The organism is Brumicola blandensis (assembly GCF_031846165.1).
Classification (GTDB): Bacteria; Pseudomonadota; Gammaproteobacteria; order Enterobacterales; family Alteromonadaceae; genus Glaciecola; species Glaciecola blandensis.
In genome coordinates, this window is the sequence record NZ_JAVRIE010000003.1 from 367,392 (window position 1) to 379,427 (window position 12,036).

Sequence of the window (12,036 nt, forward strand, 5' to 3'; positions counted from 1 at the left end):
GTTTCAAAATTGAGGGTCGATAGAGAGTTTGTCAGGCGAAAACCTTACATTCGAACTATGATGTTTGATTTAGGCTTAGACAACGCAATTAAACATGCGTGTCTGTGTCATTTAATTTTATAAAGTAAATTGGAGATTTCCATGTTTAAACGCAATCAAATTCAAAAATCGCTAGTAGTTGCAGGTGTTACTCTTGCCTCTTTTGCTGCTTTTTCACAACAGAACGAAACCACTACTGCATCGGTAACAGTGCAAAATGCTTTTACCTTGACTGAAGATGCAGCATTAAGCTTCGGTACTATTACTGCTACTGTAGTTTCTGGCACCGATGGTACGCTAACGGTTAATCCAGATGGAACTCAAGGTCAGCCTGCTGGTGGCATTAGAGTCTTGGTTCCTGGGACTGCAGCAAGTTACACAATCGCTGGAGCTGCGCCCTTCACTGACCTAAAAATCAATACAAACGTTGATACTGTAGCTCTAATCAACTCTACAGCGCCTCCAGGTAGTCCAGAATTTACCTTGAGTGCATTCCAAGTAACAGACGGTACCGTTACTGAAAGTATCAACTCTGGTGCGTCTGCATTTACTGCTGGTGATTTTCAAACGGATGTTGGTGGCACATTGACTGTCGGCTTAGGTGGCACACTTACATTGCCAGGTGGTCCAGCAGAGTTACTAATCGATGGTAACTACGAAGGAAACTTTACAATCACCGTGAGTTACTAGTTATTAGTATCTTTTAGTAAGACTAAGATATTATTCGAATAATAACTGTATTTTAAAATCCCGCACTAATGCGGGATTTTTTTTGGTCTGATATTTGCAAGTTTGCTGAATAGTATAGAGAAATGAAGTTGCTCTCACTTTCGACATCTTGATTTCAAGCATAAGGAACAAAAGGTAATGCCTCATCAATCAAGCTACCAGTCAATTTCAAATAACACTATTCTAGCTTTATTTGGCCTCACCTTCCTTATACTGATGAATTATACAACACATCAACTTGGCGGTTTTGGATTAGGTTTAGCATTCAATAATGCTACATGGCTCGGGTTTACCTTGATATTCGCGATGGGCGGGCTTTTCATTAGCCTCAAATGCAGTATAAAGTTAAGTAAGAGTTTAGTGGGGTATTTTCTTAGCATTGTATTGCTGCTACTGCCCTTGAGCTATGCGAAGCAAGCGCTTGAATACGACATGTTCTTAATTGCGCTGGCTATAAGCAGTGCCTTAATACTTTTTTTTATAGTCGAACAGTGCAATCGTCGACGCTTTAAGACGATATTGTTAGCCATTCTGCTCTTGTCTGCACTCGTGCAAACTGTTTGGGGGATGGTTCAGTATTATTTGATCTATGAACCAAGTTTATGGTTTGTCGCTGCAAATAGCACCCAACCTCATGGAACCTTTGGTCAAAAAAATGTATTCAGTTCTTATCTGGCTTTTGGGTCATTGTTAGCAATATATTTCTTATTCAATCAATCAAAAAAAAGTCGATTGGCAATAACGCTAGTATTCTTAATTATTATACTGAACGCCCATTTAACTATGCTGGCTGAGGCCAGAACTGGCCGTGTTGTGCCGATCATTGCCGTCCTTGCCTACCTTAGTTATTGCGCATTCAAATACAAATCGCGTAAGCTAACGTTTGCTCTCGGTATTGTATGTCTTCTTACTAGCTTTACCCCTAAACAATGGTTCGATATTCGCCCAAATCAAATAGTGACGGCACCCATTGGTATTCAGTCAGTTGGGGTGAGGCCATTGATGTACCAAGTGGGCGTTAATCTCATCATGGATAAGCCATTACGAGGTGTTGGTGCGGGTAACATGGCGAGAGAGTTTATGCTCAAAAAAATCGCCTTGGAAGAGCAGCAGAACAGAATACCTACGGAGCTTCCTATTACAAGCCATATCCATAACGAGCCGCTGCAATGGATGGTAGAACTTGGAGTTGTGTCTGGTTTAGCTTTTGTGGGCTTTATGATTACTTGGCTACTAGGTTTGAAAAATGGGTGGATTGACCCAAGCGTCTTGCTTTTAGCTTTGCCTTTTGTTGGTCACTCGCTTTTAGAGTTTCCATTTTATGCATCCGCGCCACACCTTTTCGCGTTTGCTATTATTCTGGCGTTGGCGAGTAAGGGAAGAAAGAAAGTCGTGAAGTTCACACCGGTGGCTAGCGGTTTTATCATCCCCGCTGTAGGACTCATATCTTATAAAGCTATTATGTTTTTGCTTCTTTCAATAGCCTCAATGAATGCCCTGATTGAGTATCGACAGGGCAATAAACAAGATGAAAGTCTGCTTTACTCCGTAACACCCACACAGAGTTTTGAGCGTTTATTTACGCACGAAAAATATCAATGGACGTTCAAGCGAGGGAAGCAACAAGGTTCGATCAGCAAAGAGCAAGTATACAGCTACATCGAATTCCTAGAAGATAATGTAATGCAATGGCCAGAAGCACTCTTGTATGTCCAACTTGCAGAGATGTATCTCATTTCAGGTCAAAATAAAAAAGCACAAGAAATCATGAAAGAAGCATATGCTTTTTTCCCATCTGATGAGAAAGTCATCGCACTGCACACAAAATTAAATCCAAGTTAGTAGATCAAAACTGCTCAAAATGCTTATCCACTAAACTTGAATGCGAGTCGATAAGCTTCTTCGTCAATTCATGCTCAGGTTGTTTAAATACAGCCTGGGTAGGTCCTTCTTCTATTACCTTACCTTTATCCATGATCATTACTCGGTCGCTGATATGTCGCACAATCCCAAGGTTTTGTGAGATAAAGATAAAAGCCATACCCAGCTCTTGCTGAATATCTAATATGAGGTTAACGGTTTGAGAACGGACAGAGGGATCTAAGGCCGCAAACGGTTCATCGGCGACGATGATCTTTGGATCTAATATCATTGCTCTTGCTAGCGAAACACGCTGTTGCTGACCATCTGATAGCATATGACGATAAAAATAGTAGTGCTCTCTTAATAGCCCCACTTTAACTAGAGTCTGTTCTATCTTTACCTTTCGATCTTGTTCATCAAAATCTGTATTCAGTTGCAAGGTTTGATTAAGCACTGCACCGACAGTAACCGCGGGGTTTAAGCTGTTTTTACTGTGTTGAAGGATGAGTCTGACATCATGGTTTCTAGTTTGTTTATCACTTTGCTCAACCTCTTTACCTTCTAACAATATACTGCCTTGTTGAGGACTTATTCCTCCCACCAAGGCTCTGGCTAAGAGTGTTTTTCCAGAACCGTTATGTCCAGTGATAGCTAAGGTTTCACCCGCATTAACTTTAAAGCTAACAGGACCCAACACAAATTCATCTGGCTTTGAAAAAATCGACCGTTTTACACGGTGAGTGTATATCAGATCTTTTACCTCAAGAATCGCTGTCATTGTCGACTTCCTTCGGAACTGCCAAGGTTAAAGTCTTCTGTGTCATCTGAACTCTTGTCATTGCCAGTAGGTAAATGTAAAGGAAAGTGGCAACTATATGCATGTTGCTGAATGAACCGTTCTTCCGGAACTTTGACACACTCTTTTCTAGCACTGGGGCAACGTGGTCCTAAGCGACAGCCAATCGGTAAATGTTGGAGCGTAGGGATCGTACCTTCCAATGATACTAAGTGTGATTTAGGCGGCAAGTTAATTTGAAAGCTTGGTGCACTATCCAGCAATGCTTTTGTATAGGGATGCAGCGGCCTTCGGTGCAGATGCTTTACTTTTCCAGACTCCACGGTTTGCCCACAGTACAATACTGTCATGCTATCGGCCATGCTCGAAATTGCTAACAAATCGTGACTAACAAACAATATAGCAAGTTTTTTTGATTCGTTGAGAGCACTGAGTAATCGTAATATTTGATTTTTGGTCGTGCTTTCCATACTTCGAGTGGGGTCGTCCGCAATTAATATCTCAGGTTCAGACACTAAAGCCATGGCAATCATAAACTTTTGCGCAATGTCAGAGGCAATTTCATGTGGATATCGTTGCATGCAACTATCGTGGTCTTTAATACCCACTTTGTGCATTAAGCCGATGGCGATTTCTCGGCGTTGTTTATTACGTTGCCAAAACATTCCTTTATCTAAAAATTCAGAGGGAATACTTTCTTCTAACTGTTCTCGTAAAGTAGCTGAAGGATCGAGTGACGAGGTCGGATCTTGAAAAACAACTGCTATTTCGCGGCGCATGATCACACGACGTTGCTCATTGGACATCGTAAGCAAGTTTTGCCCTTTCCACGTCATTCTATCTGCAGTGATTATCCAATGGTCAGGAACAGCTCCAATTATTGCTCGTACAATTAAGCTTTTTCCAGAGCCAGATTCGCCAACTAATGCCCGAATTTCGCCTGCTTCAACAGTAATACTCACTTTATCCAACGCTTTGACAAACTCATTGCCAGTGTCGATTTCAACCGTGAGGTTTTTGATATCAAGTAAGGGCATTAGTGTATTAACCTATTGCGTAAGGCTGAACGTAAACCTTCACCAACAATGTTGATTGATAACACCATCAGAAAAATGCAAAAACCGGGCAAGGCAATTAACCAAGGTGCGGAATAAGCGACTTCTAAACTTTGCGACAAGCTAGCCCCCAGTTCGACTACTGGGCTTTGCGCGCCTAAATTTAGGAAGCCTAACGCTGAAATATCGATAATCGCAACAGACAAAGCCAAAGTACTTTGCACCGCGAGCAACTCAAACATTCCTGGTAAAATAGACTTCCAAAAAATGCGAAATGAAGATGCTCCGTCGAGACGATCGAGTAGGATGTAGTCCTTTTTCATTTCCTCTCGCACAAAATTACGAGTTTGGTGTACAAATTGCGGTATGAGAGCAAGAATGATTGCTAACATACTGTTTGCTAAGCCTGTGCCTAAGATAGCAACAATGATAATCGCAATCAGTAGTGTAGGGACTGCCATAAGACTATCTAGCAGGTGGTTTAATATACTTGACTTGACCCCTCGATTCATCCCAGCAAGCGTGCCCAAGGCTACGCCGACCACTAAAGCAATGAATACCAGTATAACACTTGAACCAAACGTTATTCTGCATGCATGTAATGTTCTTGAAAACACATCTTGACCCAAAGCATTGGTGCCGAATAGATGTGCGATAGTGCCATTTCCTTCCCACGCAGGGGGTAATAGGATGGCATTCGTATTTTGTACGTTAGGATCATAAGGCGCTAACAAAGGCGCTAAAATTGTAATAACACAAAAAAGCAATAAGACCGCAAAGCCAACTAGCGCGAAGTGGCTTCGTTTAAACTCAAGCCAAATATGCATAATTGGAGAAGGGTGATACTCCTCTTGATAAAGATTAAACTGCGCCACGTTCAAATTTATCCCTTGCTGGGTCGATAGCTCGACTTAAAAACTCAATAGTGATGGTTAAGCTTACCACGAACATAGAAACGACCAACATACCAATGCGTATTGCAGGGTAGTCCCGTTGGTAAATTGCTTGAATAAGCCAGTTACCAATACCTGGCCAAGAAAAAATAGTTTCAACAACCATGGCATTCGTTATCAAGGTTGATATTTGCATCGCCATGAGAGGTAAAATAGGCAGTAAAGCATTGCGCAAACCATGTTTGAAAAATATCTGTTTGGTTGTGAAACCACGTGATTTTGCCGCATCAATATACCCTTTCTCCATTACGTCCATAATGGAGCGTCGGGTAAATCTTACAAAAATTGCAGTGGTGACAAAGGCGATTGATAGGGTGGGCAAAATTATATGCTGAATAGCGTCGTAGAAGGCATCTGCCTTGTTCGGCATGTCTGCTCTTAGAATATCAAGCAGGATGAAGCCTGTTTGATGAGGCACATCATAAAGTAAATTAACACGGCCAGACAGAGGCAAGAAACCGAGTTGTAAACTAAATATAGTGATGAAGATTAATGCTAACCAAAACACAGGGAATGAATAACTGACGACGCTAAATGTGACGACACCAAAGTCAAAAGGTTTGTGATGCCAAAGGCCACCTAGGAAGCCCAGCGGAATACCAAAAATAACGGAAATAAGCAGTGCGTAGGTGATTAATTCAATTGTTGCAGGGAAGGCAATGCTGACTTCTTTCAATAAAGACGTTTGCGAGGTAAAACTGACGCCCCAGTTACCATTCACTAATGTATTTAAGTAATGCCAAAATTGAGCGAAAATCGAGCCGTCTAGCTTATATGCAGCCTCAAGCGCGGCTCTTTGAGCATCAGATTCAGGCACAATGCCAGATAAGTTGGTTAATGTATCGCCTGGAAAGAAGTAGGGAAGAGCAAATGAAATAACGACCAACACTGCAATCGTAATCACCATCAAGTTGATGTAGCGTAAAAGCAGGTTAATCAAGGTTTACGCTCCACGTCATCAAAGCGGATCCCACCGAAAGGATTGATAACCATACCACTTATATTGTTGCTGACCGCTTGATATTGATAAGCGTGAGCAATAGGGACGAGCGGTGTTTCGTCAAAAATAATGTTATTTGCTCTGTGATAATACACTCTGCGCTCGTTGGCGTTATCCGTTTTTAATGCGCTTTCGATCAGCGTGTCGTAATCTTCGTTGCACCATCGTGCTCTATTGGTACCAGACGGTATTGCAGAGCATGTTAACAAAGGACGATAAAAGTTATCTGGATCGCCATTGTCTGCAGACCAGCCAATTAATACCGAATCATGCATCCCGATGGTTAGGTTTTCTCTAAATCTGGCCCAATCATAACTGACGATATTCACGGTAACACCAACTTCAGCTAGGTAAGACCTCATCAATTGAGCCATCTTCATCGCGTTTGGGTTATAGGCTCGTTGAACTGGCATGGCCCAAATATTCATGGTGAAGTTAAATGGGATCCCTGCCTCGTCTAAAAGCTTACGTGCGGCTACAGGGTTATAGCCTAGGTCTTGCATATTGGATTGATGCGCCCAAGATGCTGATGGCACTAGACTCTTTGCTCGCGTCGCTTGACCTAGATAAACAGCTTCAAGCAATGATGTCTTATCAATAGCAAGTGCTAAGGCTCTTCGTACTTTTGGATTGTCGAAGGGGGGTTTACTGGTGTTGAATGCCCAGAAACCAATATTTAGGCCAGGTTTCTCCAATAGTGTTAAGTCTTCGCGCTCTCTAATAATTTCGAGATCATTTTGCGATGGAAATGCAACCGCATCGCACTCACCGGTAATTAATTTGGCGACACGCAGCGAGCTTTTCGGAGTGATATCAAATACTAAGTGCTCTGGCCCTTTGGTATCTAAAAAATAATCAGTGTGTCGTTCGTATCGTATATATTGGTCTTTACGATAAGCCACAAACTTATACGGGCCCGTGCCGACTGGGAATTTATCGAGATCACTAGGGCTGCCATCTTTCAGCAATTCCATGGCATATTCTGCTGAAAGCACAACCGAAAAGTCGGTTGCTAGGTTTGCTAAGAAAGAGCTGTCAGGTTTATATAACGAAATCTCAACACGATAGCCGTTTATCCTAGTCACTTCTTTGATTGTGCTTTTTAGGCCTAGGCTCTGAAAGTACGGATAATTGCCGCCTGCCACGTCGTGATATGGATGCGAGTTCACACGCCAACGATCTATGCTGAATATTACGTCATCTGCATTAAAATTCCGACTAGGTGTGAAGTTTTCAGTGTTATGAAATTGCACGCCCTTCCTAAGCTGAAAGGTATATGTTAGTCCGTCACTGCTCACTAACCAGCTGCTGGCTAGGCCAGGTTCGATGCGACCATCTTCAGTATTGAATTCAAGTAAACGGTCATAAATTTGATGTGATGATGCGTCAGCGGTTGTGCTAGAAGTGTCTAGTTGTGGATTAAATGATGCAGGACTGCTTTCTGAACAAAAGGTGATACCGTTTTTGGTGATATCGGTTTTCTCGCTGGTACAGGCAAACAAAATAAAGCAGGCCGATGCGATGAAGCTCGAGCTCAGGGCAAGCCTCATTGTGCTTTTTGCCTTACTATATCTTTGTGATGCCATGATTATTCGTCAGCTTTGTCTAAAAGATTGTATTTCTTAAGATATCCTCTCAATTGATGATACGTTAAACTTAGCTTTTCTGCAGTTTTTTTCTGATTAAATTGTGCATCTTCTAAGGCGGACTTAAGCATAGCAATTTCATGATCTTGTGATGCTTGTTTTAGGTCCAACGGAAATTCAAATAATGGGCTACTGTCTGAGCTAGCTGCAATTGGTGGAGCTTGATGATTTGCTACAGAGCCATCGATTGCGTCAACAAGGGAGTTGTTGTCAACTGGCGCAGCGCTTATCGGTGTTTGGTTAAGCGGTGCCTTGGTACGTTGCTTGGGTCTGAATTCAGACTCAAAAGGATTGACGTTTATTTCATGCACAGGCAAATGAGGATTATTCTTATATACGGCTCTTTCAACTACATTTTTTAACTCACGGATATTGCCGGGCCAATCGTATTCCATCAAGGTTTGTTTTGCTTTTGCGGTAAACCCACTAAAAAGCTCTAATTCCAACTCTCGCGCCATATTAATTGCAAAGTGTTCAGCCAGGTTCATTATATCTTCTTGTCTATGGCGAAGTGGGGGAATAGTAATGACATCGAAGGCTAAACGATCGAGTAAATCCGCTCGAAACTCACCTTGTTCTGCCAAAGTCGGAAGGTCTTCATTCGTAGCAGCTACCAGTCGCACATCTACCTTAACCGTGCGGGTGCCACCTACGCGCTCAAACTCGCCATACTCGATGACACGAAGGAGCTTTTCTTGAACAAGTGCCGAAGTATTTGCTAATTCATCTAAAAACAAGGTTCCTTGATCGGCATATTCAAAACGTCCTTCTCGACGTTTTGCCGCCCCCGTAAAGGCACCAGCCTCGTAGCCAAATAATTCACTTTCTAATAAATTGTCGTTAAGTGCGGCACAATTGAGTTTTACATAGTTTTGCTCCCAACGTTGGGAAAGGAAATGTAAACGTGCCGCAATTAGTTCTTTACCGGTGCCTCGCTCGCCGATAACCAGCACTGGCTTATTTAATGGCGCGATTTGCGATATTTGTTCTAAGACTTCCAGAAAGCTGTTGGCTTGGCCGAGTAGATTGTCTTGTTGTTTGAACCGGCTCATTAAAAATCCCTTGATAAATAGTCAATTTCACTAAAAGTTAGTGTACTTTAAAATTGAGAATATTCCTCTACTTCTTTAAAAATAATTATTATCTATATAAAACAATTGCTTATCTCGTTATTAAGAGTTGGCAAGCATATTGAATACTCATCAGTAAGTTTCAGAATGCAAATCAAAGTTGATGAGCAACTATTTAGATTAACTACAGAGGTATATAACGATGGGTATATTTTCACGTTTCACAGACATCATTAACTCTAACATCAACTCGTTGTTAGACAAGGCTGAAGATCCAGAAAAAATGGTTCGCCTTATTATACAAGAGATGGAGGATACCTTAGTAGAGGTTCGTTCAGCATCAGCAAAAACGATTGCTAATAAGAAAGATGTTAGTAATCAAATCGCACGCTTGACGGCAGAAGCCGATGAGTGGCAATCAAAAGCAGAGTTAGCGCTTAGCAAAGAACGCGAAGACCTAGCGAGAGCCGCGCTACATGAGAAGCAAAAGACGAGTGAATCTGCTGATGCTTTAAAGCACGAATTGGGTTTGATTGAATCAGAGCTTGAGAAGCTCCAAACTGAGACAGGTCAGCTTCAAGAGAAGCTAGCGGATGCAAAAACACGCCAAAAAACCATTATCATGCGTCAGAAGACAGTGAGCTCGCGTTTAGAAGTAAAAAAGCGCTTAGACAGTTCAACCGTCGATGCAGCTATGGGACGCTTTGAGCAGTTTGAACGTAAGATTGATGACCTTGAGTCACAGGTAGAAGCTTATGACATGGGTAAGAAAACGCTTAAAGATGAGTTCGCAGAATTAGAAGCTGGTGGCAAGATCGATAGTGAGCTCGAAGCATTGAAGAAAAAAATGCAAGCGAAAACTGAGAAGCCAAGTAAGGCGAAAAAAGCATAATTTTAAGATATGCTTGAACAATCAGAGAGCCAGTTGAAGCGGCACATGGAGTGCCGCCCTCCGCTCACTAGCCATCACTAGGAGAGATATTGTGGACGAATTATTAGTTATTTTCATGGGCGTTCCGCTAATTTTATTTACGCTTTTTGTCGCGCCAATTTGGTTGATTTTGCACTATCGAAGCAAAAAACAAGTTAGCCAAGGCTTGTCAGAAGAAGAGTTTGCAACGTTACAAAAGCTTGCCGAAAAAGCAGAAATGATGTCGGATAGAATCCATACTTTAGAACGTATTCTTGATGAAGAAGCACCAAAGTGGAGGGAAAGAGCATGAACACTGGAACCACTTTGTATCGCGACCCCGAGAATGGCAAAATTGCAGGCGTATGCGCAGGAGTCGCAGAGTACTTTAAACTAGAAACTTGGCTGGTTAGAATTTTAACGGTCACTGCCTTCTTTCTTATGGCTGGTCCTTTCATATTTGTTACTTATATTGCTGCATGGTTCATTTTGGATAAAAAGCCAAGCGGAAGCAGTCTTGGTGACACACAATCGACCCATGTTAGCGGCGAGTCGACATTCGTTTACAGAGGTTGGGGGAAACGAGCTAAAAATCCCGCTGGTGCGAAAAGCGATGAAGCTAAGATAGAGGTGAAATCACGTATTTGGCAAGCAGGAGAGCCGCCTAGACAAGCTTTTTTCGATATCCAACAACGCTTTCGTTCTGCAGAACAAAGATTGCGTAAGATAGAAGGTTATGTGACGTCGAAAGAGTTTGAAATAAACCGTGAAATCAGTCGACTTTAACTAGACATTAAAACTTGCTACATGCTGAATAAAAAAGTATCACTTCGTTAGTAATTACCCAAAAGCACAAAACTGCTTTTGGGTTTATCCTTTCTCGAAAACCCCGCGAACTACCTCGCCAATTTATGGATTTACAGGTGCTCTGGGGTAAATTCGTAAATTAAATTTTACAATAGCTGCTTAATTCGAAGCTCTCCCTTCGCGCAAAATAGACAAGATCTTAATAAAATTGGTTACCATCCTCCGGTCGAAATTAACACGAATCCATAATATTTATGATGAGCGATACTGAACAAAAAGTACCAGCGAAAAAAACGAAGTATGTTTCTCGTCAGTCAGACGAAAACGGCCTTATTGCTTGGTCTGATACCGAGAATAAAGTTTGGGAAAAACTGTATCAACGGCAAATAGAATTACTGCCGGGAAGAGCTTGTGAGCAGTATATGAACGGCCTTGATTTGCTTGCTCTGCCTGAAAACAAAATCCCTCAACTTAAAGATATAGACGAAGTGTTGCTGCGTGAGACTGGCTGGAAAACGGCAGAGGTCCCTGCGCTAATTAACTTCACAGATTTTTTTACACTCTTAGCTAACAAAGAGTTTCCCGTTGCAACATTCATAAGAAGCGAAGAAGAGTTTGATTACTTGCAAGAGCCGGATATTTTTCACGAAATATTTGGGCACTGCCCATTATTAACAAACCCTGCATTTGCTCATTTTACACATACCTATGGCAAGTTAGGTTTAGCTGCGAATAAAGAGGATAGGGGCTATTTAGCGAGACTTTATTGGTTTACTGTTGAGTTTGGCCTACTTAATACCCCTGAGGGCCTTCGGATTTATGGTGGTGGCATTCTTTCGTCACCAGGCGAAACGCATTACGCTTTAGAAAGTGATATTGCCGAGCGCCACCCATTAAAGCCAATAGACGTGCTAAGAACACCTTATCGTATTGATATTATGCAACCACTTTACTATGTGCTAAATCACTTTGATGACCTTTTTGATATCGCACAACTCGATATCATGGCGCTAGTTGAGGAAGCTAAAAAACTCGGCTTATTCGAAGCGAAGTTCCCACCGAAAGAAAAAATCGCAAGTTAAACAATTTCAAAAATTGAAATTTAATTCGCCTCACACCTGTCTTTGTTAACAGCAAAAGCCGGTTGTGAGGAGAGTTTGCAAACTGA

Annotated in this window: 12 protein-coding genes; 6 read left to right on the plus strand and 6 right to left on the minus strand. The window is 41.9% G+C overall.

The features are described from left to right. The first annotated feature begins 141 nt into the window (after nt 1–141). A complete protein-coding gene (locus RM544_RS10050) occupies nt 142–729 on the plus strand; it encodes a DUF4402 domain-containing protein (RefSeq protein ID WP_311361653.1) in 588 nt (195 codons plus the stop codon). 177 nt (nt 730–906) lie between these two features. Continuing rightward, entirely contained in the window at nt 907–2,610 is a 1,704-nt protein-coding gene (locus tag RM544_RS10055; protein WP_311361654.1) for a PglL family O-oligosaccharyltransferase, read from the plus strand. Nucleotides 2,611–2,614: 4 nt separating this feature from the next. Here the strand turns inward: RM544_RS10055 and RM544_RS10060 are convergent, their stop codons facing one another. From RM544_RS10060 to pspF, 6 genes are read right to left on the minus strand one after another with little or no spacing between them, the layout of a single operon-like run. Beyond that, entirely contained in the window at nt 2,615–3,409 is a 795-nt protein-coding gene (locus RM544_RS10060) for an ATP-binding cassette domain-containing protein (protein WP_311361655.1), read from the minus strand. Then, a complete protein-coding gene (locus tag RM544_RS10065) occupies nt 3,406–4,464 on the minus strand; it encodes an oligopeptide/dipeptide ABC transporter ATP-binding protein (RefSeq protein ID WP_311361656.1) in 1,059 nt (352 codons plus the stop codon). Before RM544_RS10065 ends, RM544_RS10060 begins: the two co-directional genes overlap by 4 nt. Continuing rightward, nucleotides 4,464–5,357, minus strand: a complete 894-nt coding sequence (locus tag RM544_RS10070) for an ABC transporter permease subunit (protein WP_311361657.1) — start codon at nt 5,355–5,357, stop codon at nt 4,464–4,466. Before RM544_RS10070 ends, RM544_RS10065 begins: the two co-directional genes overlap by 1 nt. Continuing rightward, complete coding sequence (locus RM544_RS10075) at nt 5,344–6,375, minus strand: ABC transporter permease subunit (protein WP_311361658.1); 1,032 nt, start codon at nt 6,373–6,375, stop codon at nt 5,344–5,346. Before RM544_RS10075 ends, RM544_RS10070 begins: the two co-directional genes overlap by 14 nt. Continuing rightward, the gene (locus tag RM544_RS10080) at nt 6,372–7,985 is read right to left on the minus strand and encodes an ABC transporter substrate-binding protein (RefSeq protein WP_432264483.1); all 1,614 of its coding nucleotides are present in this window, start codon (nt 7,983–7,985) and stop codon (nt 6,372–6,374) included. The genes RM544_RS10075 and RM544_RS10080 overlap by 4 nt, the downstream gene beginning before the upstream one ends. A gap of 38 nt (nt 7,986–8,023) precedes the next feature. Beyond that, nucleotides 8,024–9,133, minus strand: a complete 1,110-nt coding sequence (gene pspF, locus RM544_RS10085) for a phage shock protein operon transcriptional activator (RefSeq protein ID WP_311361660.1) — start codon at nt 9,131–9,133, stop codon at nt 8,024–8,026. Nucleotides 9,134–9,353: 220 nt separating this feature from the next. Here pspF and pspA point away from each other — a divergent pair, with 220 nt between their 5' ends. The 4 genes from pspA (at nt 9,354) to phhA (ending at nt 11,950) form a co-directional block, all read left to right on the plus strand. Continuing rightward, entirely contained in the window at nt 9,354–10,043 is a 690-nt protein-coding gene (gene pspA / locus RM544_RS10090; RefSeq protein ID WP_311361661.1) for a phage shock protein PspA, read from the plus strand. Between the two features lie 115 nt (nt 10,044–10,158). Continuing rightward, complete coding sequence (gene pspB, locus RM544_RS10095; RefSeq protein ID WP_409220072.1) at nt 10,159–10,374, plus strand: envelope stress response membrane protein PspB; 216 nt, start codon at nt 10,159–10,161, stop codon at nt 10,372–10,374. Beyond that, the gene (gene pspC / locus RM544_RS10100) at nt 10,371–10,847 is read left to right on the plus strand and encodes an envelope stress response membrane protein PspC (protein ID WP_311361663.1); all 477 of its coding nucleotides are present in this window, start codon (nt 10,371–10,373) and stop codon (nt 10,845–10,847) included. The genes pspB and pspC overlap by 4 nt, the downstream gene beginning before the upstream one ends. 275 nt (nt 10,848–11,122) lie before the next feature. After that, entirely contained in the window at nt 11,123–11,950 is an 828-nt protein-coding gene (gene phhA / locus RM544_RS10105; RefSeq protein ID WP_311361664.1) for a phenylalanine 4-monooxygenase, read from the plus strand. Nucleotides 11,951–12,036 lie beyond the last annotated feature (86 nt).

Coding starts and splice junctions, on each gene's coding strand:
- RM544_RS10050 (WP_311361653.1), top strand. CDS start 142: ATGTTTAAACGCAATCAAATTCAAAAATCGCTAGTAGTTGCAGGTGTT.
- RM544_RS10055 (WP_311361654.1), top strand. CDS start 907: ATGCCTCATCAATCAAGCTACCAGTCAATTTCAAATAACACTATTCTA.
- RM544_RS10060 (WP_311361655.1), bottom strand. CDS start 3,409: ATGACAGCGATTCTTGAGGTAAAAGATCTGATATACACTCACCGTGTA.
- RM544_RS10065 (WP_311361656.1), bottom strand. CDS start 4,464: ATGCCCTTACTTGATATCAAAAACCTCACGGTTGAAATCGACACTGGC.
- RM544_RS10080 (WP_432264483.1), bottom strand. CDS start 7,985: ATGAGGCTTGCCCTGAGCTCGAGCTTCATCGCATCGGCCTGCTTTATT.
- pspF (WP_311361660.1), bottom strand. CDS start 9,133: ATGAGCCGGTTCAAACAACAAGACAATCTACTCGGCCAAGCCAACAGC.
- pspA (WP_311361661.1), top strand. CDS start 9,354: ATGGGTATATTTTCACGTTTCACAGACATCATTAACTCTAACATCAAC.
- pspB (WP_409220072.1), top strand. CDS start 10,159: ATGGGCGTTCCGCTAATTTTATTTACGCTTTTTGTCGCGCCAATTTGG.
- pspC (WP_311361663.1), top strand. CDS start 10,371: ATGAACACTGGAACCACTTTGTATCGCGACCCCGAGAATGGCAAAATT.
- phhA (WP_311361664.1), top strand. CDS start 11,123: ATGATGAGCGATACTGAACAAAAAGTACCAGCGAAAAAAACGAAGTAT.